Below are 23160 nucleotides of genomic sequence, written 5' to 3' on the forward strand. Positions count from 1 at the left end.
TGGGATGAAGTACCATCAAGAGTTTTTGCAATGGAGAATTGCGCGTCTGCGGCGAGCGGCGTGTGAGGGCTCCACAGCTGACGTATTTCTTACAGGGAAGTGCGACCTGCAATGACGGAAATCTCACTACGCGGGCTTGGACATCGTTTCCTGCAACTGATCGTCAGCCTCTTCATCCTGCTCTGCATCACCTTCATCATCGGCCGGGTCATGCCCACCGATCCGGTGGGCGCGATCGTCGGCGAACTTGCGGACCCGAAGGCCTATGAGGCGATGAGGGCGCGGCTCGGGCTCGACCTGCCGCTTTACCAGCAGTTCTTCATCTATCTGCGCGGCCTGCTGCATGGCGATTTCGGCATTGCGATCCTCACCGGCAACCCGGTGACCCGCGATCTGGCGCAGGCCTTCCCCGCCACCTTCGAGCTCGCCACGCTGGCGATCATCATCTCGACGGTCATCGGCGTGCCGCTCGGCCTTGCCGCCGCGCTCTTCCGCGATACCTTCATCGACAAGTTCGCACGCGTTTTTGCGCTTGTGGGACATTCGATACCGGTCTTCTGGTTCGGCATTGTCGGGCTGGTGATTTTTTACGCGAACCTCAACCTTGTCGCAGGCCCCGGCCGGGTCGACGTCTTCTACGAAGGCCTTGTGGAGCCGAAGACGGGATTGATGCTCGTCGACAGCCTGCTTGCGGGCGAGACGGAAATCTTCTGGAACGCGCTTGGACACATCATCCTGCCGGCCATTATCCTTGCCTATATGGCCATGGCCTATATTACCCGCATGACGAGGGCCTTCACCCTCGAACAGCTCAGCCAGGATTATGTCATCGCGGCACGGGCAAAGGGCGTCAGCCCCACACGCACCATAACCCGCCATGTGCTGCCCAACATCGCCGTGCAGCTCATCACCGTTCTGGCGATCTCCTACGGCAACCTGCTGGAAGGCGCCGTTGTCACGGAGATCGTCTTTTCCTGGCCCGGCATCGGCCAGTACATGACGAATGCGCTGCTCATCGGCGACATGAATGCAATTCTGGCCGCCACGATCGTCATCGGCTTCATATTCATGTTGCTCAACTTCCTCGCCGATCTGGCTTATACAACGCTGGATCCCCGTACACGGGAGGCCGCACGATGACCGATATCGCGCATAACAATACCGTCGATCGTCCCGGCGCCCTGTCGCGCCTGTCGACCACCACCGTGCGGACACTTCGAAAGCTCGGTGACGAACCGCTTGGAATGTTCGGCTTCGCCATTCTGGCCATTCTGGTTCTGGTCGCGATTTTCGCTCCGCTGATTGCGCCTTACGATCCTGCCCGGCAGGCGCTCGAAAACGCGCTTCAGCCTCCCAGCTGGGCGCATCTGGCCGGAACCGACGAATTCGGCCGCGACATTTTCAGCCGGCTCGTCTACGGCACCCGCATCACCATCCAGACCGTCTTGTCAGTCTCGATCATCGTCGGGCCGATCGGCCTTGCAATCGGCGTGATGGCCGGCTTCTTCGGCGGGCGCACCGATGCGATCCTGATGCGCGCGACGGATATCGTCCTGTCCTTTCCCTCGCTCGTGCTGGCACTTGCCTTTGCGGCCGCCATGGGCGCCGGTCTCGGCACGGCGATCATCGCGATCTCGCTGACGGCATGGCCGCCGATTGCGCGTCTTGCCCGGGCGGAAGCGCTCGTCGTGCGCAATACCGATTACGTCGCCGCCGCCCGTCTCTACGGTGCTTCGCCGCTGCGTATCCTGTTTCTATACATTGCGCCGATGTGCATCCCCTCGGTCATCGTTCGCCTGACGCTGAACATGGCGGGCATCATCCTGACCGCCGCTTCACTCGGCTTTCTAGGCCTCGGGGCGCAGCCGCCGCTGCCGGAATGGGGTGCGATGATTTCCAGCGGCCGCAAATTCATGCTCGATTACTGGTGGGTCGCCGTCATGCCCGGCATCGCCATCCTGCTGACGAGCCTTGCCTTCAACATCGCCGGCGATACGCTGCGCGACCTGCTGGATCCGCGCCATGCCCGTTCCTGATAGCTCTCCCATCCTCTCGGTTCGCGACCTCAATGTCCGTTTCGGCCGCAACACCATTCCCGCCGTGTCCAACGTCAATTTCGACGTCGGGCGGGAAAGGGTCGGTATCGTCGGTGAATCCGGCTCCGGAAAATCCACCACCGGCCGGGCCGCCATGCGGCTCCTGCCGAAAAGCGCGACGGTGACGGCGGAGAAGATGGACTTCCTCGGCGAACCGCTGCTCACAAAGTCCGAGCGGCAGATGGGCGCGATCCGCGGCAGCGAGATGGCGCTGATCATGCAGGACCCGCGTTATTCGCTGAACCCGGTGCTGCCCATCGGCAAACAGGTGGCGGAGGCCGCCGAACTGCATCTGGCGCTGACCGGCAAGGCGGCGCGAGATGCCGCCCGCGACATGTTGCTGCGCGTGCGCATCAACGATCCCGACCGCGTCATGGCGCTTTATCCGCACCAGATATCGGGCGGCATGGGGCAGCGCGTGATGATCGCCATGATGCTGCTCGCCAAGCCGAAGCTGGTCATCGCCGACGAACCGACCTCGGCCCTCGATGTCAGCGTCCGCAAGGACGTCCTGCTGCTGCTGGACGAGATGGTGCGCGCGAATAATTCCGGCCTGATCCTCATCAGCCATGACATCCGCATGGTTGCGGCCTTCTGTGAGCGCGTGCTGGTCATGTATGGCGGGCGCGTGGTGGAAACGCTGACGAAGCTGGAAGATGCGCAGCATCCCTATACGCGGGGCCTGATCGCGGCCATGCCCGATCCCCGCAATCCGGTGCGGCGTCTCAAGGTGCTGGATCGTCAGGCCATCGATGCGGAGGTGATGCGATGATCACGGTAGACAAGCTCGACGTCGTTTACGGCGCCAAGGAAAAACGCAACCACGTCGTGCGCGGCGTCAGCCTCACGGTCAAAAAAGGTGAAACCCTTGGCATCGTCGGCGAGAGCGGCTGCGGCAAGTCGACCTTGCTGCGGTCGCTGGCCGGGCTGGAAGCCGGCTGGACCGGCTCGATCAGCTTTGACGGCAAACCGGTCGGCAAGACCCGCAGCCGCGACGAACTGAAACTGGCCCAGATGGTGTTTCAGGATCCCTACGGTTCGCTGCACCCACGCCACCGCATCGGCCGGGCTCTGGCCGAACCGATCCGCGCTATGGGGCTTGGCGATGGCTGGTCGAAGGTTCCGGCTGCCCTGCAGCAGGTGGGCCTGCCCGCATATTTTGCCGAGCGCTTCCCGCATGAACTTTCCGGCGGCCAGCGCCAGCGCGTGGCAATCGCCCGCGCGCTGATCCTCGAACCGCCGATCCTGCTGCTCGACGAGCCGACATCCGCGCTCGACGTCTCCATTCAGGCGGAAATCCTGAACCTGCTTGCCGACCAGCGCGAAGAACGCGACCTCACCTTCGTTCTCGTCAGCCATGACCTCGCGGTGATCGCCCATATGTGCGACCGCGTGCTGGTCATGCAGAACGGCGTTTTTGTCGATGAGCTGACCAAGGCCGATCTTCAAGCGGGCGTTACCCATGCGGCCTATTCAGGTGAGCTGTTCGAAAGCAGTTTCCTGTAACGCTCACCCCACAACGGCCACACCGGGCGGCCCATCCACGGCCGCCCGTTTTCTCATGTGGTGCGATTTCGGGGATTTCGCCTGCCCGCCAGCCGACAATCGCCGGCAGGGGACGAGCGACCTTCTGGGCCGATAAATTTCACCACCGACCGCCTTCAAACCACCGGAACAATGCGTTCAGCATTTGTTCTGGATTGCTGTTTGAGTCTTTGCTAATCATTGCGACGACAGGGCAGACAATGGCCGGACATTCCGACGACTGCCATCTCTGAACAAGGTTCTCACCCGTGGGGACAGGCAGGTTATCTAAGGATTGCTGGCATGGCGGTTGCCTATCTGGAAAAGCTCAACGAACAGCAACGCAGGGCGGTGGAGCATGGCGTTGGGCTGGCAGACGGACACACGGCCGGGCCGCTGCTGATCATCGCCGGGGCCGGTTCGGGCAAGACCAATACGCTCGCCCACCGTGTTGCGCATCTGATCGTGAATGGCGCCGATCCCCGCCGTATCCTGCTGATGACGTTTTCCAGACGTGCCGCCACGGAAATGTCGCGGCGGGTCGAGCGTATCTGCAAACACGTTATCGGGGCGAATTCGGCGATCATGACCGATGCACTGGCCTGGTCCGGCACATTTCACGGCATCGGCGCGCGCCTGTTGCGCATCTATGCCGAGCAGATCGGGCTTAACATCGATTTCACCATCCACGACCGCGAAGACAGCGCCGACCTGATGAACCTCGCCCGGCACGAGCTGGGTTTTTCCAAGACCGAAAGCCGCTTTCCAACGAAAGGCACGTGTCTTGCGATCTATTCGCGTGTGGTGAATTCCCAGACGCCGCTCAAGGAGATATTGCGCCAGCATTATCCCTGGGTCGCCAACTGGGAGAGCGAACTTAAGGAATTGTTTGCGGCCTATGTGGAGGCCAAGCAGGTCCAGAACGTGCTCGATTACGACGATCTTCTGCTCTACTGGGCGCAGATGGTCAGCGATCCGGTTCTGGCTGATGATATCGGCAACCGCTTCGACCATGTGATGGTCGACGAATATCAGGATACCAACCGGCTGCAGGCCTCGGTGCTGATGGCGCTCAAGCCCGGTGGCCGCGGCCTCACCGTGGTGGGTGACGATGCGCAGTCGATCTATTCGTTCCGCGCCGCGACGGTGCGCAACATCCTCGATTTTCCGACGTCCTTCAGCCCGGCGGCCGATATCATCACGCTTGACCGCAACTATCGCTCGACGCAGCCGATCCTTGCGGCCGCCAACGGTGTCATCGATCTGGCGCGCGAGCGGTTCACCAAGAACCTCTGGACCGAGCGGCAGTCGCTGGAGCGCCCGAAACTCGTGACGGTGAAGGACGAAACCGAACAGGCGAACTTCATCATCGACCAGATTCTCGCCAACCGCGAAACCGGCATGACGCTGAAACAGCAGGCCGTGCTGTTCCGCACCTCCAGCCATAGCGGGCCGCTTGAAGTGGAACTGACCCGCCGCAACATCCCCTTCGTCAAGTTTGGCGGCCTGAAATTCCTCGACAGCGCCCATGTGAAGGACATGCTGGCCGTGCTGCGCTTCGCACAGAACCCGCGCGACCGTGTCGCCGGCTTCCGGCTGCTGCAGATGTTGCCCGGCATCGGACCGAAGAAGGCCGGCAATATTCTCGATGCGATCGCGACAGACCCCGAGCCTTTGCTTGCCCTTGCCGAAATTCCGCCGCCGCCGAAGACCGGCGACGACTGGACAGCTTTCACGCAGATGCTGGTGGGCCTGCGGCAGGCCCCGAACGACTGGCCGGGCCAGATCGGTCAGGCGCGGCTGTGGTACGAACCCCATCTGGAGCGCCTCCACGAAGATGCCGACACCCGCAAGGCCGATCTGCTGCAGCTTGAGCAGATCGCCGCCGGCTACCCGTCACGCGAGCGCTTTCTGACCGAGCTGACGCTCGATCCGCCGGACGCCACCAGCGATCAGGCGGGCGTGCCGCTGCTCGATGAAGACTATCTCAGCCTCTCCACCATCCATTCGGCAAAAGGCCAGGAATGGCGTTCCGTCTTCATCCTGAATGTGGTCGATGGCTGCATCCCCTCCGATCTCGGGGTCGGCACCACCCAGGAGCTGGAGGAAGAACGCCGGCTGCTTTATGTCGCCATGACGCGCGCCAAGGACAGTCTCGCGCTGATCACGCCGCAACGTTTCTTCACCGGCGGGCAGAACCAGCAGGGCGACAGGCATGTTTACGCCGCCAGAACCCGCTTCATACCGGCGACATTGCTGCAATTCTTCGAAACGGCAACCTGGCCACTGGTGTCGGCTGCCGCTTCCGAACGCAGCGCGCAGCAGATCCGCATCGATGTGGGTGCACGCATGCGCGCCATGTGGAAATAAAAAGCGGGGCATTCACCCCGCTCTCATGACTTGTGATTGTTTTCCGGTCGACGCTGCCGTCAGAATTTCACGCTGGCCGTCAGGCTGACATTGAAGGGCTCACCCACGACATTGGCATAGCTGGTGGAGCCGATGGACGAGGTGTAATAGGTCTTGTCGAAGATGTTCTTCAGATTGAGCTGCAGCGTCACCGGCTTTTCGAACTGAAGCGTATAGGTGGCGAAGGCGTCGAAAACCGCATAGCCCGGCAGATTGTAGGAATTGTCGTTGATACCGGCGCGCTCACCCACCGCCCGGACGCCGCCGCCGATGCGCAACGTATTGCCGTTCGGACCGACCTCGCCGACATCATAGGCAAGGAAAAGCGAGCCGGTGTGGCGCGCCACATTCGGCAGGCGTTTGCCGGCATAGGTGGGATCTTCGAGCACGAGCGCATCCGTATAGGCATAACTTGCGATGAGATCGAGATCGTCGGTCAGACTGCCGGCAATATCGACCTCGACACCGCGCGAGCGGACGAGCCCGGCGGCCTTCACCGTGGAGACGCCGCCGACATCTTCCGAATAGGCGACATTGCGCTTGCGGGCGTTGAACAGGGCGATATTAGCGTTGAGCCCGGCGAAAAGATCGAACTTCGCGCCTACTTCGTAAGAAATACCCTCTTCCGGATCGAGCCCACCATAATAGGCGCCGATGGAGGATTGCGGACGGAAGGTCTTGGCCACATTGGCGTAAAGCGAGGCATTCGGAGTGAGCTTGTAGACCAGACCGGCATTGGGGATGAGTTCGCCGCCATCCTTCTCTGTATTGACGACGAAGGGACGGCCCTTGCCGGCATAAATGTCGTAATACTGGTAACGCAAACCGCCGACCGCGATCCATTGATCGTTAAGATGCAGGGCATCCTGCATATAGATCGAGGCGGTGGAAAGCTCTTCCGTCTGGTCGCTGTCGACCGCCCGCACCGTGGTGCAGACCGGCAAACGGCCATAGACGGGATTGTTGATATTGAAATTCGTGGAATTCGCGCAGCGCAGCATATCGGTGCGCAGAGTATCGCTGTAGTCATAGGACGCGCCGAACAGCAAGTCGTTGCGCAGCCCGCCGATTTCGGCCTCACCCGTCAGATCCGCCCGGACCGCGTGATTGTAGATCGTCGAATATTGCGTCGCATCGGCCCGTCGCGTCACCTGCCCGGTGCGGGAATTATAACCCATCACGCGCGCCTGATTGTCAGAATATTCGTTGCGGCTATAGGCGTAATTCAGCGACAGCTTCCAGTCGTCGGAAAGTTGGCGGTCTATGGCGATGCTCGCCAGATCGGATTTACCGTCGGTGATGTTATAGGCTTCATCGAGGCGCAGGCGGCGGCTGACATTGATCGCCCTGCCGGTCGCCGGATCGAAGATCGTGCCGCGATCGAACGGCACGCTATAGTCCTCATGCATATAGGAAACCGTGATGTCGGTATCCTCGCCGCTCCATTTCAGCGACGGTGCGATGAGCCAGTTCTTCTTCTCACCAAAATTACGCCAGTAATCGCTGTTTTCTCCCTGACCGATCAGGCGATAGGAAAAATCCGTGCCCGCAATCGGGCCGGTCACATCGAAACCGGCTGATGTGCCGTATTTGCCCGCCCCATAGGCTGAGAAGCGCGAATAGGCCTCCGCCGTGAACGTGTCTTCCGGCTTCTTCGTCACGACATTCACCATGCCGCCGGGATCGAGAATGCCGTAAAGCGTCGAGGCAGGGCCCTTCAGCACTTCCACTCGCTCGACCGTATCGTTGAAGGAATGCGGCAATGCCGTCTTCAGCCCGTTGACGAGGATGGAGCCGTCGCGATTGTCGCCGAAACCGCGGCGGATGACGGCATCCTGCGTACCGCCCAGCGTATTGGCCTGGGTGACGCCGCTGACATTGGCCAGCGCTTCGTCCAGCGAGCGCGCTTGCTGGTCGCGCAACACCTTAGCCGTCACCACATTGACCGATTGCGGAATATCGAGGATCGGCGTCTCGGTGCGTGTCGCCGTGCCCGTCGTTACCGGCTGATAACCGCGCGCGCCTTTTTTGACATCGGCATTGACGGTTATGGTTTCGAGCACGGTCGTCCCGTCGGCATTTTTCTTCGGCGTTGCACTCTCCTGCGCAAAAGCAGGCAGGGCAACCCCGGCCAGAAGAAACGCCAGCAGCGCCCGCGAGCGCACCCCAATGATCATCGAACCGTCATGCATCCTGTCTTGTCCCCGACTGTCCCAAATCGTCATCGCGACGATGCACCGCTCTTTCAATTGATGAATGTAGTAGTCAACTTTATTTCCGCATAAACGGGGCAAAACGTCAGCACCGAGCGGTGCATTCGTGCCTCCGCGCGTGTCATTTCAGCCCATGACAGCCGCTTTTTGTTCAAATCGACCGGCAAAAACCGCATTTTTGAACGCTATATACTTGACTACTACAGTCATCAATAATTCTGGTGGCAACGCATCCAGACGGGGACGAATTTGAACGACGGCATGAGACCCACAAGCACGAATAAAGGCCTTGCGGCGCAGACGATCGCGCTTGCCTATGGCGACACGCCCGTGCTTGCGGATATGTCCATCGATGTCGCGCCGAACCGCTTCACCGTCCTGCTTGGCCCCAACGGTTCTGGAAAATCCACGCTTCTTTCAGCACTTGCCCGCCTGCACCGGCCGGTACGCGGCCATATTCTTCTCAACGGCAGCGATATCTTCCGCCACCCGACACGGGATGTGGCAAAGAAACTCGGCATGCTGGCGCAGCAGAACCATACGCCGGAAGGGCTTTCGGTTTTCGATCTCGTCTCCCGGGGCCGTTACCCGCATCAGGGATTTCTGAAGCAATGGAGTGAGGAAGACGCCCGCGCGGTGGAAGAGGCGCTTTCCGTGACCGGCATGTCCGAACTGGCGGAACGAGCGGTCGACAGCCTCTCCGGCGGCCAGCGCCAGCGCGCCTGGATCGCCATGGCGCTGGCACAGCAGACGGATATCATTCTTCTCGACGAGCCGACAACCTTCCTGGATCTGCACCACCAGATAGAGGTGCTGGACATGCTGGCGGGCCTCGTCACCCTCCACAACCGCACGATCGTCGCGGTGCTGCACGACATCAATCTTGCCCTGCAATATGCCGATCACCTGATTTTTCTGAAGGACGGGCGGCTGCGGCACCGGCTGGAAACGGCGGCAGCCTGCGATGCCGGCATCATTGCCGATGTATTCGACATGGCAGTTGCCCAGCTCACGCATCCGGTCACGGCGCGGCCGGTATTTCTTCCCCTGCCCGGACGGGCCGGCGCGGCATGACCCCCAGCAATACCAGCGCAAGCATCCTTGCCCTTAGAGAGCGAGCCTATGGGCGCACGCTCGCGGCAGCACTTCTCCTGCTGCTCGCCATGCTGCTTCTGGTGCTGGCGCATATGGCCACCGGCCCGCGCCCCGTTGCGCCACATGTCCTGCACGACCTGATATTTGCTTATGACGCCCGCAATTTCGACCAGCAGGTTCTGATGCGCCTGCGCCTGCCGCGTCTTTTGGCTGCGCTGCAGGCCGGCGCCTGCCTTGGAATAGCGGGGCTTCTGCTTCAGACCCTGCTTCGAAATCCGCTCGGCGAGCCGCATATTCTGGGCTTGAATGCCGGGGCAAGCCTCGCCGTCGTTCTGGCGACAGTGCTGCCGCTCGGGCTGATCGCAACGCCGCTGTTCCGCCCATTGCTGGCGGCGACGGGCGCGGGCATCAGCTTCTCGCTCGTGCTTCTCCTTGCTTCCGCCGGTCGGCAGGGGCTGACGCCGGCAAAACTCGTCTTTTGCGGTATTGCGCTTTCCACGCTTGCCGGAACCCTCACCTCCGCCATCCTCATTCTCAATGAAGAAACATTGCAGCAGATGCGTTTCTGGCTGGTGGGCGATACGGCCGGCGTGTCGATGGCAACCATCGCCGCCGCCCTGCCCGCGGCCGCGATAGCGCTTCTCCTCGCTTTCGCCGTCGCGCCCCGGCTCGATCTTCTGGGGCTGGGCGACAGCACGGCCGCAGCGCTCGGCGTGCCGGTCCGTTCAACCAGGCTTCTGGCGCTTGTCTCCATCTCGCTGTTCTGCGGCGCGGCCATCGCCGTCGTCGGTCCCATCGGTTTCGTCGGTCTGGTGGTGCCGCCGCTCGTCGCGCGTCTGAAAACGGGACGGCTGCTGCTTTCCATACCCATCGCGGCACTCGGTGGCGCGGTTCTGCTGATCGCCGCCGATCTCGCCGCCCGCCTGATCCTTCTGCCGAAAGAATTGCCCACCGGCGCGATGACCGGCCTTGTCGGCGCGCCGGTCTTCCTCTGGCTGGTGCGCAGGGTGCTGAAATGAACCGCTACCAAGCCCTGAGACTGGGACGTTTTTCCCTTCGCTTCATGCCGCTAAGGCTCGCCATTCTGCTGGCACTCGCCCTTTTCCTTGTGCTCGTCGCCGCATGGTCGCTCACCGCCGGCAGCCAGCACATTCCGGCATCCGCGCTCTGGTCGCTATTGACTGCTACTGATGTCAATCCCGCCATGGCCGACGCCGTGGTTCTCGACTTCCGGCTATCGCGTCTGGCGCTTGCAATGCTGGCCGGTGCCATGCTCGGCATTGCCGGCGCCATCATGCAGGCCACCACCCGCAACGGCCTTGCCGATCCCGGCCTGCTCGGCGTGCGGGAAGGCGCGTCCCTTGCCGTGCTGGGCTGCCTGTTCCTGCTGCCTTCCCTGCCGGTAACGTTACGCCCCGTCGCGGGTATTGCCGGCGGCATGGCAAGTGCCGCAATCGTTCTGATGCTCTCCGGCGCGACCTCGCGCCTGCGCTTCGTGCTGACCGGCATCGGCTTTTCATGGTTTTTATCGGCTTTGCTGCTTATCCTCATGGCATCGCTCGATATTCGCAATTTGCAGACGGCGATGATCTGGATGGCCGGCAACCTGCAGGGCGCAAGCTGGACAGCGGTTTCAATCCTCTCTTTCATCCTCGTCATCGCCCTTGGCCTTCTCGCCCTGACCGCCCGCGCCGCCGACGTGCAGGCCCTCGGCGATCATGCCGCGACGGCGCTTGGCGTTCATACGCGCCTGCTGTCGGCGCTGCATGTCGCGCTTGCGGTCACCCTCACCGCCTCCTGCGTGTCCTTCACCGGCAGCATCGGTTTTGTCGGGCTGATCGGCCCGCATATCGCCCGGCTCCTGCTGCCGGGTGGCTCCTATCTCGGGCTTACGCTCGGCGCGGGCCTGACCGGGGCAACGCTGGTAGCGGCTGCCGACACCATCGCCCGAACCGCCTTTTCACCGCTGGAACTGCCGACCGGCCTCGTTCTTTCCGCCGTCGGCGCACCCACGCTTCTTGCCCTTCTCTGGTTTCACCGGCATCGCCTATAGGTTCCTCATGCGCAAAACATTTCTCGCTCTTCTTTCCGCCGCGTGCCTGTTCCTCGGCACAGCCATGGCACATGCCGAAGAGCCTCTCCGCACCTTTACCGACGATCTCGGCCGCAACGTTTCCATTCCGGTAAAACCGAAACGTATCGTGACACTTCACGATATAGACCTCACCATTCCGCTGATCGAGCTGGGCGTGACGCCGGTGGGCAGTCACGGCCGCATGGGAGCGGACGGCAAACCATATCTGCGCTCCAGCGCCATTCTAACCGGCGTTGATTTCGACAATAGCGACATCGCCTATATAGGCTCCATCAATGCCGATCTGGAGGCGATCGTTGCTCTCAAACCCGATCTCATCGTGACCGAACCGGACCGCCCCACCCCGATCGAAAAGCTGGAACAGATCGCCCCCACCGTCGCCATCGACAATACCAAGGACGGCGCTCCGCATATTTACAAGGTATTGGCCGAGCTGACCGGCACACAGGCACGTCTTGCCGTGCTGGACCGGCGCTACCGCGCGCAGATCGAGGCGCTGAAGGCGTCGGTCGATACCGGCGCCATCACCGTTTCGGTGTTCCAGCCGCTCAATGGCAAGATCAGCGTCTACCACACCTATCGGGCGCTCGGGCGCGTGCTGCGCGATGCGGGCTTCCGTTTCCCCACCATCATCGACACCATTCCGGATGGCGATCGCATCGAAATCAGCGCCGAACGTTTGCCGGAACTCGATGCCGATGTCATCTTCGATCCCTATCGCTCCGATACCGGCACCTCGCCGCAGGCGGAAATCGACATGATGGAAGCCGTGATGCCGGGTTTCTGCAATTTTCTGGAGGCCTGCCGCAATGGCCGTTACATTCTCCTGCCGCGCGAGGAAGCGATTTCCAACTCCTATGCCGCGCTCAGCCTCATGGTCTCCGCCGTCCAGTCACATTTGACGGTGCGGCCGGCGGCCGAAAAGTGACGGTAGCGACCATCGCGGACAAAAGCGCTTGCCTCCCGGCTTGGCACGCTGCTAATCCGAGAAGAAGAGTAGAAAACTCAGCTTCACGGAACAACCCATGTCGGCTGGCGAAACACACACATCAAGGCTTCGGCGCACCGACCGTTTCGGTGAGCAGCTGCGCAGGCGCCGCGACCGCCTGTCGCCGGGCCTGCTTGCCGTTGCCGAATATATTGACGGCCACCGCCATGCCGTTCTCGCCAAATCGGCCCTGGAAATCGGCTTCGAGACCAATACGTCAGATGCGACCGTCATCCGCGCCATACAGGCGCTCGGCTTCCAGGGGCTGGTCGATCTCAAGGAAACGCTGGAGGCCTATCTGGGCGTGACGGATTCGCCTGTCGAAAAAATGGCGGCGACGACAAAATCCATATCCGGCGACTGCGATGCGGCGATAGATTTCGTTCTCGACAATCAGAAGAACACGCTGGAGATGCTTTCAAGCGTGGAAAACCGCGAAGCCATGGCGGCGGCCGTGCGGCTTCTCTCGCAGGCGCGCGGCATCGGCGTGCTCGGCATCGGCGCCTCCGGCATCATCGCCACCTATGCGGCAAGGCTGTTCCAGCGCTCGGGCGTCCGCTCCTATGCGCTCAACGCCACCGGCATCACCCTTGCCGAGCAGTTGCTCGAGCTTGAAAACGGCCACGTCCTCATCATGCTCCTGCACGGCCGCGCCCACCGCGAAGCCCAGACCGCCATAGCCGAGGCCGGCCGCCTCGATGTCCCCATCATCATGCTGCTCGGCCAGGAAGACAGCGTGCTCAAAAAACACGCCAATGCCAGCCTTTTCCTGCCCCGTGCCAAAAACGAAGGCGTGGCGCTGCACGCCCCGACCTTCATCGCCATGGAAACCATGGCGCTTGCTCTCTCCGCCGCATGCCCCGAGCGAAGCCTTGAGACGCTGGAGCGGCTGGTGGAGCTGAGGACGTCGATCAGGCCGCATAAGCGGGTTTAGAACTAGCACCGCATCGAACTCGTCCGATGTCAGCTTGCAGCCTTAGGTCGCCACCCGTCTCTCTTTGTGGTCAAATTTGTGTACCGAATGAAGTATATCTGACGCGACATTTCGCCATGTCCGCATTTGTGGTTTGAATTCGGCTATTTTCATTTTCAAGGCAGCATACCTATCCGGCTCCAGCAACAACCCGCGAACCAAATCCGCCAGTTCATCCGGTTTCTCCGGATTGAAATACAGTGCGAGTGTACCCCCTGCCTCCCTCAAGGCCGGCACATCCGCGGCAAAAGCCGGGGTCCCGCACCAAAGAGCTTCGCTAATCGGCAAGCCCCACCCTTCCATCCTGCTCGGCAAAACGAGGCCGTAGGCATTTTCGTAAAGCAGACGTAATTCCGCTTGGTTCGGGTTAAGAACAAAGTGGAACTTGTCGACTATAGGGCGAAACTTCTCCTGCTTTAAGAATTTTTCAACTCTTTTACGTCTCGCGCCTGCCAACACCAGTGCGGGCGGAACGACACCGGAAGCCTGTAATAGAAGCATGGCTTCAACAACACATTCCAAGTTCTTACGGCCGTTATAAATACCGACGCCCAGAAGGTAACGACCTTGAGGGGGCTTCTTATCTATTGGCTCAACCGTCGGCCGAAGTTCATTACAAAGCGGGATAGCGACAACGTCCGGCACTGGCGGCAATGTCCCCATATCTGAAAAATGCTTTACTTCCCGCGCCGTAAATTCCGAATTTGTCAAAATCAGTGCCGCTGCTCCGATAGCGACCTTGTTATCGTGAATAAAATTCCGCGGAAACGAAAACTGATTCCGATGTGTGAAATTATGCAATGGGATCATGTCATGGAGCATCGGAATGAAAGTGGCTTTTTCGCCCCGTTCATTCAACGCCATGATATAGTCAGACATGATTTTTGGCCTGCCCAGCGAAACCAGAATCTGCCCGTCGAGATTAACCTCCCGAACAGCACTCGCCGGAATAGTTGCCCAACGTTTGCGATTGCGATGCTCGACTATCGTGCGCACCATCCCGTAGAAAAAAGACTTCAAAAAGTTAGTATCAAAAAGATTCTGCCTCAGACGCAATGGCGTCGCGCTTGAAGGAATATTGGGATCCAGAACACCGGTTGGCGACGCGTCACCCGTACGGGGAAAAACCTCAAAAAACCGACGATGCAGCGGCGAATAGATTACATACCTTACAGATTTATCCGCCAAAGTCAGTTCATAAGCGACTTCCATTACGGTTCGCGCAATTCCGTAATATTTAAACTTGACTCCTGAATTCAGGAAAAGTTCCGACAGATCAAAAAAGACTTGGGGCATTTACCGTCCTGCCTGACGGACACTTCCGTCATGAAACATATTAGATTGCAAAAACTTACGAGCTCATATGCCACGCTGTTGCCGATCGCCCACCATGCATTTTGGCATATAGATTTTGGACAGCACATTTGTCAACGTCGAGAACCTTCTAGTCGCGCAAAACTACACATTTCCATCCAACATCTAAAGCGGCGATTTCTCCCGTTCTTCCCGCTGCCAGAAACGGGGCGTGATGGCATCCTAGCCAGAGGGAGATTGACACTTAGTGATCACCCATTTAAGTGCACTAAGCCAATTTTGGATTAGCCGTGCCTCGGCATTTGGACCAGTGTTAAGCTTTGAGTTTTGCGAGCATGAAACTTGAGCCATCATATATGAGCGCTACCCACCGAACATCACTCCATCCGTTTGGGTTTGTTCGTCTAACGTGATAAACACTCACCAAATGTAGTTTCTGCACAAATTAGGAATATCGCTGTGATCGGATCATTTTTGTCGCAAAACGACAAGAAGCTGCTGGTACGACTGTTCAAAGAGAACTTTAAGAAGCATGTCGGTTGGTACTCGATGGCAATCGCGGCAATGGTTGTCGTTGCCGCAACGACCTCTCTCAGCGCCTGGATCATGCGCGATATCGTTAATAGCGTCTACTTGAAGCGTGGCTTTGATGTCGTCCTTGAGATTGCGTTTGCGGTTGCCGCGATATTCATCGTCAAGGGCCTCGCCACGTTCGTTCAGAGCTACTATCTGAGCAAAGCCGGCAACAGCATAGTCGCGGAGCAGCAACGTAAAATCTATGATCGCCTGCTGAAGCAAGGCGTATCGTTCTTTCAAAACCTGCCATCGTCGGAATTGCTAGTTCGCGTAACCTACAATGCACAGGCTGCCAGGAGCGTTATCGATACAATCGTGACGTCCTTTATCCGCGACCTGCTTTCGCTCATCGGTTTGATCGTGGTGATGTTCGCCCAGAATTTTCTTCTGAGCGCGATTTCGATGATTATAGGCCCTCTTGCCATCTTCAGCGTCCGTCTTGTCTTGCGCCGGGTGCGTAAGATCATGGAGGCGGAGCTTGCTTCGCTTGGCGAAATCGTCAACGTCGTGCAGGAAACCAGCATCGGCGTCCGCGTGATTAAAGCGTTTTCGCTTGAGAAGCTTATGCGTCAACGTATGAACAAGGCAGTGTCTGACGTCGAGCATCGAGCCAATGGTATTGCGAAGCTTGAAGCGGCGACCAGTCCGATCATGGAAACGCTGTCCGGCCTTGCGATTGCCGTCGTTATTGCCGTTTCCGGCTACACCGTTCTGGAGAAAGGCGGGTCTCCGGGCGATCTGATGTCCTTTATAACCGCTCTGCTTCTTGCTTACGAACCAGCAAAACGTCTGGCGCGTATGAGAATCCAGATCGAAGGAGGCATGATCGGTGTCCGTATGATGTTCGAGGTTCTGGACGCCCCGTTGACGCTGGCCGAAAAGAAAGATGCTCTGCCTCTCCCCAAGGCCAGTGGCGACGTGGAACTAAAGAACGTCAGCTTCGAATATGTTTCTGGCCAGCCGGTTCTGAAGGACGTCAGCGTACTCTTCGAGGGCGGCAAGATGACCGCATTGGTCGGTCCTTCCGGCAGCGGCAAATCCACAATCATCAATCTTATGATGCGCCTTTACGATCCTCAGAATGGTTCCGTTGAAATCAATGGTATGGATTTGCGCGATGTTTCCTTTGCGAGCCTGCGCGAGCACGTATCTTATGTCGGTCAGGAAACCTTCCTGTTTTCGGGTACTGTAAAGCACAATATCTCCGTTGGTCGGGACGATGCGACAGAAGAAGAGATCATTGCTGCTGCCAAGGCTGCCAATGCCCATGACTTTATCATGAAGATGCCTGACGGTTACGACAGCAAGCTTGGTGAAAATGGCTCAGGCCTTTCCGGCGGTCAGAGACAGCGTGTTGCGATCGCTCGCGCCATGCTGAGAGACGCAGATATCTTGATCCTTGACGAGGCGACCAGTGCGTTGGATTCGGAATCCGAAGCTCTTGTGCGAGATGCGCTTGAGCGCCTGACACTGAACAAAACATCTATTGTCATCGCTCATCGACTTTCAACAATAAACCGAGCCGACAAGATCGTCGTTATGGATAATGGACAGGTCGTAGAAGAAGGCAGTCGGCGTGAACTACTTGCAACGGATGGCCTTTATAAACGCCTGCACAGCATCCAGTTCGATGCGGACGTAGCATAATCCTGATTTATCAGGCCGCATTGGAAAGGTTTTGTTGTGAAGGAACACTCTCGAAAGATCACGCCGGTTCTTCTGGCCGGGGGCGCTGGCTCCAGGCTCTGGCCTGTATCGCGCGATCAGTTGCCCAAGCAGTTCCAGCCGCTGGTCGGCAATCTTTCGACCTACCAGCAGACGCTGCAGCGGGTGGGCGACAAGAGCCTTTATGCCGAGCCGCTTGTCATCACCAACGAGGATTTCCGTTTCTTCGCCCGCCGCCAGGCCGAAGAGATCGACCTGCCGGCAACCGTGGTGCTGGAGCCCGCCCGCCGCGACAGCGCCGCCGCCATGGCCGCCGCCGCCGTGCTGGCCGAGCGCCGCGAGCCCGGCTGCCTGGTGCTTGCGCTTGCCGCCGACCATGTGGTGCTCGATGCCGACAAGTTCTCCGACGCCGTGAAGCTCGGCGCGAAAGCCGCCGATCAGGGCAATATCGTCGTCTTCGGCCTGGTGCCGACCGAGCCGCGCACCTCCTATGGTTATATCAAGCCGGGCGATGCGATCGACGGCGAAAAAGACTTGAGCACCGTCGATGCCTTCGTGGAAAAGCCCGATGTGAAGACGGCGATCTCCTATCTGGAAAAGGGTTATCTCTGGAACTCCGGCAACTTCCTGTTCCGCTCCGATGTGATGATCGCCGAACTGAAGGCCTTCGCCCCGGAGATTCTTTCGGCGGTGACGCAGGCGGTCGAGCAATATGAAAGCGACCTCGGTTTCGTGCGCCTGCATCAGGCAAGCTTCGAGGCCTCGCCGAAAAACTCCATCGACTATGCGGTGATCGAGAAAACCAGGCGCATGGCGGTGGTGCATGGTCACTTCCGCTGGTCGGACATCGGCAGCTGGGACGCGATCTGGGAGATTGCCGACAAGCACGACAATGACAATGCGCTGGAAGGCGACGGCGTCTTCATCGATTCCGAGGGTTGTCTGATCCATTCCACGCAATTGCTGACGACGGTGGTGGGCGCGAAGGACCTGGTTGTCGTGGCCACCAAGGATGCGGTTCTGGTGGTGCCAAAAAACCGGGTGCAGGATGTGAAGGGGCTGGTTGAAAAACTGAAAGCTGGCGACCACGCGCCGCAGACGCAAAGCCACAAGCGGGTCTATCAGCCCTGGGGTTTCATCGAGCACATGTATGTGGACGAGCGTTACCGGGTGGGCCACATCACGGTCGATCCCGGCCACCGCATCTCGTTCCAGAAACATTATCACCGCTCGGAACACTGGATCGTCGTCAAGGGTACGGCGACGGTGACGATTGGCGATGAGACCCGGCTTCTGACGGAGAACCAGTCGGTCTATATTCCGATCGGCCAGCCGCACCGGCTTGCCAATGAGGGGCAGATCCCGCTCGAACTGGTCGAAATCCAGACCGGAGCCTATATCGGCGAGGATGATGTCATCCGCATCGAGGACGATTATAAACGAACGTGATTACTGAATGCTCCCTATGGGGAGCATTCCTGCTCACTATCGATAGTTCCCTCAGGCTACAATGTTCTGCTAAGCCTTTATTGATTTCTCTGTGGCGGAGCGAGTGCCAAGTCAAGTTCACGCAACCAAGAATCTGCCGAAGCATCTGATGGCATACGCCAATCCCCGCGTGGAGACAAAGAGCCCCCGGAACTTGTTTTCGGACCATTTGGAACGGCGCTGCGTTTGAACTGGCTGGTTTGAAAAAAGCGCCTGATAAAAACTCTTAGCCATAATCGAACGGTTTCCAAATCGTAATCCCGCCGATCGGTGTCTGCAAAATCCGGTGGCCAGCTACCCGTTTTGACATCCCGCCAAGCGTGCCATGCAAGGAAAGCCAGCTTAGATGGTCTCATGCCATATCTTACCGTATAAAAAAGGTTGAAATCCTGCAGCGCATAAGGTCCTACGAAATCTTCGGTCCTCTGACTTGGCGCATCTGCGTCACCCGGAACCAACTCCGGGCTGATTTCGGTTGACAAAATATTTCGAAGAACTGCGGATGCCTCTTCACCGTAAAGTCCACGGCCAGCCACCCATCGAATAAGATGCTGAATAAGTGTTTTGGGAACCGAGCAATTGACGTTGTAATGGCTCATGTGATCACCGACGCCATATGTTGCCCAACCAAGGGCCAGTTCAGAAAGATCACCCGTGCCAAGGACAATAGCGTTATGACGGTTTGCCAGCCGGAAAAGCAGCGACGTTCTGGCCCCGGCCTGGACGTTCTCGAAAGTAATATCGTAAACCTTCTCACCTTCTCCGGCAGGATGTCCGATATCCCGCAACATTTGCATCGAAGCCGGGCCTACATCAATCTCGTCGGCAGTCACTCCTAACGCCCGCATGAGACGCCAAGCGTTTGATTTCGTCTTATTAGACGTCGCAAAAGCTGGCAAAGTCCATGCCAGAACATTTGAATGTGGAAGTTTCAACAAATCCATGGCGTGAAGTGCAACCAGCAGGGCGTGCGAACTATCCAGTCCACCCGAAACGCCTATGACAACCCGCTCGATGCCACTCGCCTTCAAACGGCGCGCAAGACCTTGAGATTGTATCTGAAAAGCTTCCTCACAAAGAGCGTCAAGTTGATCTTTTTCATCCGGAACGAATGGAAAGCGAGCAATTTTTCGATGCAAGCCTATGTCAGTGTCCGGGGGCTGAAGATGAAAGCCGATGTGTCGATAGGGTTTTGGCGCAAGATCACGTCGATTTGCAACGAGGCTGCCATTTCGTAGACGTTCCGCTGCCAGAAGTTCCAGATCGATATCCGTAACAATCATACCGGCACTTGTGGAAAAACGCTCCGACTCAGCCAGAAGAGTTCCAGCTTCGTAAATCATTGCATGGCCGTCCCAAGCGAGATCGGTGGTTGATTCACCGAATCCCGCTGCCGAATAGAGGTAAGCAGCATTGCAACGGGCAGATTGCACGCGGCAAAGCGCGTGACGTTCGGCCGATTTTCCGATAATAGCATTGGATGCCGAGAGATTTGCTATGATTGTAGCACCAGCAAGCGCAGCCAAGGATGAGGGTGGTGTCGGAACCCACACGTCCTCGCAAATTTCAATCGCGAGCACAAAATTCTCTATATCCTGCGCGGTAAATAAAAGATCTGTACCGATAGGAACATCGGACCCCAGAATCTCTATCACAGCGCCTTTTTCGACTATTGCACCCGATGCGAAGTGCCGAGCCTCATAGAATTCGCGATAATTGGGCAAATAAGTTTTGGGTACAATACCTAAAAGTCGACCTTTGTGCAGCACAACCGCACAATTGAGAAGATGGCCCTGCCAGCGGACCGGCATTCCCACAAGAACCACAGGCATTAGCGTCTCGGTGCGCTTGCGTAGTAGTTCAAGAGCCGATTCAGCCTCATCAAGCAGCGTTTGCTGATGCAGAAGGTCATCAATTGCGTAACCGGTCAGACCCAGCTCGGGCAAAACGAGAAGACCCACAGACTGTTCATCCGCCGCTTCCAATAGCGGTATCGTCGCCGCAGCGTTCGCCAATGGCGAAGCAGGCGTCACCAAATGTGAAGCAACGGCACAACGAAGGAAGCCTTGCGCGTACGCCGAAAAAAAAGTCGCGGATGTAACCTGTTTATTACGCATCATTGTCTTCACTTGCATTCATGCCGCCATCAGCAACAATCCCGACGAGAAGCCAGGACGGTCTTACCCAAAATAAGGATGAAAAGCGCGGACGCCACTGTTTCCAATTCAGCAACACCGCTTCAACGACGCCTTGAGCAGCATTTTGTTCGGCTACGATCAAGGGATCCGGACAAAAATCATGCCACATGACAAGCCCGCCGGGGCGAACCACCTGCAACGCCTTTTCGGTATCGCTGGCCACTACATCGGCTGTATGGCCACCGTCAATCAGGACAGTATCGAAGAAATCGGCACCGAAAGCAGCTGTGTCGAACTCCCGGCTATCCATCAACATCTGGCTAACTCGTCCAGCTAATCCAGCTTCGCGATAAAGTCGTCCGATCCGGCTTCCACCATCCGTGACGCCGGATGCATCTGAATACAGAGGACGCCCATCAGCGTCCCTTTCTCCATCGGGAAGGTTCAGCGTCCAGACAAGTGCTTCAGAATTTTGCAGGCAAAGTCGCGCTCCGAACCCTTCCCAAGTTCCAAACTCCAGATGATGCCGTGGTCGAAACGCGCGGTAGAGTTGTCCCAAAATCTTCGCATCATGGACCTCCATACGGAACTGGGTAAGCGGCATGTTAACGAGGTTTATAGGAGCTCGGAACGAGTAGCTCAAACCAAGACGTTCTCCCAAGATATGAACGTCAACAATTTCGAGCGTGTCGTCGGGAACATCCAAAGGCAATGATGAGAGCCCTCGCGCGACGTCCCTCAAGGTGATCTCTTTTTGTGCAGGGTTCATCGAAAGCGATGGTGAAACATTCCGCCGGGCTTCCGCTTGCAAGACAACAGGCTCATTGAAACGTACTCGAGCCACACCGGGTAGCGTCGGACCCCTTCTGATAACAATGCCACGCAGATCCTCGACCCGATCAAGCGCTATCTCGACAGCAGTTTCTCCACCCGGCAGGACAAAAGCTTCCGATCCAATGAGCTCAGAAAAGCCCTCTCTAACGCAAAGAATGCCAATATCCGCCCCCGAAACACCGACCGACAAACGCACGATCGCCGGTCCCTCACAGATCGGTTGCGCTTTCCAGATCAAGCCATAACCCCAGGCGGGCTCATCGATAATTAGATCACCAGTTTCCTCATCCAAAACACCCATACCAGCTAGTTCGAATGAATCAGCAGTATCAGCCGCCGATTCTTCCGTCGCTACAAGAACAGGGGTAACATAGACAGGCTCGCGTTCATGTATGAGCCTCAATCCGTCAACGGCAACCGGCACGCCTTCCGGACGACGCAGAAGGAAATTTTCACCGTCCATCACGAGGGCTTCGTGATACCCCACCGATGCCAACCACTCCAGCGCCTGCGAAACGCTCTGCTTTCTTTCCGCTAATGCGTGGTTAAGTTCAACAAGAATCCAGGGATTAAATTTGTCAAGTGTCTGAAGAGAGCCCTTCAAAACTTCTAGGTCGAAGCTGTCGACATCAACCTTAAGAAGATCAAGCCTGTCCCATTCCAAACGCCGCATTTCCGCGTCCACTGTGGAGAAAGGAAACTCCTCCACTTCTGCAGGACTGCCCCAGACGCGGAATATCGCATCACGACGGTTGCCTTCAGCTTCCCCTAGGGCAATCTGGCGAACCTCGACATTTGAAATCCCGTTGAGCTCAAGATTTTGCCTGAGCATCCGGTGCGTTTCCGTCGGTTCGAATGCAACAACGCGACCTTCAGGCGCACAGCGACCAAAAAGTGCCGAATAATATCCGATATTGCCCCCGACATCAAAAATGCGCCAATCGGGGCCAATGTTGCGGACACACCAACGTTTAGTTTGCATCTCGCAATAAGGATAGTAGCCCCGCATATGAGCGTAATAGGCGCCAAGCCGAATTGGCTCTGCCTCGGGAACCATGGTCCAGATCGGAGCCAGATCGAGCTGAACAGCGGGAGCCGGAGCTTCAACGGCCGCATCTGTCTGGCGTTCGACCAGTTGTTGCTCTTCAGAATCCAAAATGTGCTCTGGTTGCGAGCCAGACGGCGAGTTGAGGAAGGATTGCACAATGTCCCTGATCGATCGCCGCATTTATTTCCTCCACTGTCATAACTCTAAGATCGAAAGTTTCAAGATCGTCATGATCAGCAACGCCCGCAAGACGACAATCCGTCAGAGCAAAAAGATGCGCCCGACCGCAGCCCTGATTGCCGCTAACGGCATAACTGCCAAAGCTAATGGCATTCTCAGCCACATAACCGGTTTCTTCGCGCAGCTCCCGCAGCATCGCTTCAACGGCATCTTCCCCGGGCTCCAAATGGCCAGCAGGAAAGGTCATGGAATAGCATCGGGCCCCATGCTTATATTGCCACAAAGTCAAAATACGGCCGTCTGTGAGAATGGGCACGGCAATCGAAAAATCAGGTAACTGAACTTGATGATAGTCATCGACAACGCGCCCATCCGGCAACGACACGGCTTCGATCGAAAGGGTCACGAAGGGAGACGCATAGACCTCCCTTCGATTTCTTACGGACCAGATATTCGTCATCGCTGCTTCAGCCCCCTCAAGCTGTGACAACCCTATCAAGAAGCGCACGTAGTGTCTGGTCTAA

General features: G+C 57.9%; 17 protein-coding genes. 12 read left to right on the forward strand and 5 right to left on the reverse strand.

Annotated features, from left to right (window positions below; all coding sequences use genetic code 11):
• Positions 1–111: 111 nt before the first annotated feature.
• The 5 genes from ACIQUH_RS13120 (at position 112) to ACIQUH_RS13140 (ending at position 5990) form a co-directional block, all read left to right on the forward strand.
• Complete coding sequence (locus tag ACIQUH_RS13120) at positions 112–1140, forward strand: ABC transporter permease (RefSeq protein WP_400815610.1); 1029 nt, start codon at positions 112–114, stop codon at positions 1138–1140.
• Complete coding sequence (locus ACIQUH_RS13125; RefSeq protein WP_400815613.1) at positions 1137–2036, forward strand: ABC transporter permease; 900 nt, start codon at positions 1137–1139, stop codon at positions 2034–2036. Before ACIQUH_RS13120 ends, ACIQUH_RS13125 begins: the two co-directional genes overlap by 4 nt.
• The gene (locus ACIQUH_RS13130) at positions 2023–2868 is read left to right on the forward strand and encodes an ABC transporter ATP-binding protein (RefSeq protein WP_400815616.1); all 846 of its coding nucleotides are present in this window, start codon (positions 2023–2025) and stop codon (positions 2866–2868) included. Before ACIQUH_RS13125 ends, ACIQUH_RS13130 begins: the two co-directional genes overlap by 14 nt.
• On the forward strand, positions 2865–3602 hold the full coding sequence (locus tag ACIQUH_RS13135) for an ABC transporter ATP-binding protein (protein WP_400815618.1): 738 nt from the start codon (positions 2865–2867) through the stop codon (positions 3600–3602). Before ACIQUH_RS13130 ends, ACIQUH_RS13135 begins: the two co-directional genes overlap by 4 nt.
• A 321-nt stretch (positions 3603–3923) precedes the next feature.
• Entirely contained in the window at positions 3924–5990 is a 2067-nt protein-coding gene (locus ACIQUH_RS13140; RefSeq protein WP_400815621.1) for an ATP-dependent helicase, read from the forward strand.
• A 59-nt stretch (positions 5991–6049) separates the two neighbouring features.
• Here ACIQUH_RS13140 and ACIQUH_RS13145 read toward each other — a convergent pair whose 3' ends face one another.
• A complete protein-coding gene (locus ACIQUH_RS13145) occupies positions 6050–8221 on the reverse strand; it encodes a TonB-dependent siderophore receptor (protein ID WP_400815623.1) in 2172 nt (723 codons plus the stop codon).
• Between the two features lie 282 nt (positions 8222–8503).
• Between ACIQUH_RS13145 and ACIQUH_RS13150 the strand changes: the two genes are divergently transcribed.
• From ACIQUH_RS13150 to ACIQUH_RS13170, 5 genes are all read left to right on the forward strand, one after another.
• The gene (locus ACIQUH_RS13150) at positions 8504–9316 is read left to right on the forward strand and encodes an ABC transporter ATP-binding protein (protein WP_400815625.1); all 813 of its coding nucleotides are present in this window, start codon (positions 8504–8506) and stop codon (positions 9314–9316) included.
• Positions 9313–10356 (forward strand): FecCD family ABC transporter permease, encoded by a 1044-nt coding sequence (locus ACIQUH_RS13155; protein WP_400815627.1) that lies wholly within the window; start codon positions 9313–9315, stop codon positions 10354–10356. The genes ACIQUH_RS13150 and ACIQUH_RS13155 overlap by 4 nt, the downstream gene beginning before the upstream one ends.
• A complete protein-coding gene (locus ACIQUH_RS13160; RefSeq protein WP_400815629.1) occupies positions 10353–11390 on the forward strand; it encodes a FecCD family ABC transporter permease in 1038 nt (345 codons plus the stop codon). The genes ACIQUH_RS13155 and ACIQUH_RS13160 overlap by 4 nt, the downstream gene beginning before the upstream one ends.
• A 7-nt stretch (positions 11391–11397) precedes the next feature.
• Complete coding sequence (locus tag ACIQUH_RS13165) at positions 11398–12360, forward strand: ABC transporter substrate-binding protein (RefSeq protein ID WP_400815631.1); 963 nt, start codon at positions 11398–11400, stop codon at positions 12358–12360.
• Positions 12361–12457: 97 nt separating this feature from the next.
• Positions 12458–13354 (forward strand): MurR/RpiR family transcriptional regulator, encoded by an 897-nt coding sequence (locus tag ACIQUH_RS13170; protein ID WP_269343237.1) that lies wholly within the window; start codon positions 12458–12460, stop codon positions 13352–13354.
• Positions 13355–13396: 42 nt separating this feature from the next.
• Here the strand turns inward: ACIQUH_RS13170 and ACIQUH_RS13175 are convergent, their stop codons facing one another.
• Positions 13397–14689, reverse strand: a complete 1293-nt coding sequence (locus ACIQUH_RS13175) for a glycosyltransferase family 4 protein (protein WP_400815634.1) — start codon at positions 14687–14689, stop codon at positions 13397–13399.
• A 477-nt stretch (positions 14690–15166) separates the two neighbouring features.
• On the opposite strand from ACIQUH_RS13175, the gene ACIQUH_RS13180 reads away from it, so the two are divergent.
• Together ACIQUH_RS13180 and ACIQUH_RS13185 are read left to right on the forward strand one after the other, a co-directional pair.
• Positions 15167–16930 (forward strand): ABC transporter ATP-binding protein, encoded by a 1764-nt coding sequence (locus tag ACIQUH_RS13180; RefSeq protein WP_111817297.1) that lies wholly within the window; start codon positions 15167–15169, stop codon positions 16928–16930.
• A 36-nt stretch (positions 16931–16966) separates the two neighbouring features.
• Positions 16967–18397 carry a mannose-1-phosphate guanylyltransferase/mannose-6-phosphate isomerase gene (locus ACIQUH_RS13185; RefSeq protein WP_400815637.1) on the forward strand — a complete coding sequence of 477 codons (1431 nt, stop codon included), beginning with the start codon at positions 16967–16969 and terminating at the stop codon, positions 18395–18397.
• Between the two features lie 77 nt (positions 18398–18474).
• Here ACIQUH_RS13185 and ACIQUH_RS13190 read toward each other — a convergent pair whose 3' ends face one another.
• From ACIQUH_RS13190 to ACIQUH_RS13200, 3 genes are read right to left on the reverse strand one after another with little or no spacing between them, the layout of a single operon-like run.
• Positions 18475–20571 carry an NAD(+) synthase gene (locus ACIQUH_RS13190; RefSeq protein WP_400815639.1) on the reverse strand — a complete coding sequence of 699 codons (2097 nt, stop codon included), beginning with the start codon at positions 20569–20571 and terminating at the stop codon, positions 18475–18477.
• Positions 20546–22636 carry a class I SAM-dependent methyltransferase gene (locus ACIQUH_RS13195; RefSeq protein WP_400815641.1) on the reverse strand — a complete coding sequence of 697 codons (2091 nt, stop codon included), beginning with the start codon at positions 22634–22636 and terminating at the stop codon, positions 20546–20548. The genes ACIQUH_RS13190 and ACIQUH_RS13195 overlap by 26 nt, the downstream gene beginning before the upstream one ends.
• On the reverse strand, positions 22554–23096 hold the full coding sequence (locus ACIQUH_RS13200; protein WP_400815643.1) for an NUDIX hydrolase: 543 nt from the start codon (positions 23094–23096) through the stop codon (positions 22554–22556). The genes ACIQUH_RS13195 and ACIQUH_RS13200 overlap by 83 nt, the downstream gene beginning before the upstream one ends.
• Positions 23097–23160: the final 64 nt, after the last annotated feature.

It is taken from the genome of Agrobacterium sp. NPDC090283, from assembly GCF_044769685.1.
Classification (GTDB): Bacteria; Pseudomonadota; Alphaproteobacteria; order Rhizobiales; family Rhizobiaceae; genus Agrobacterium.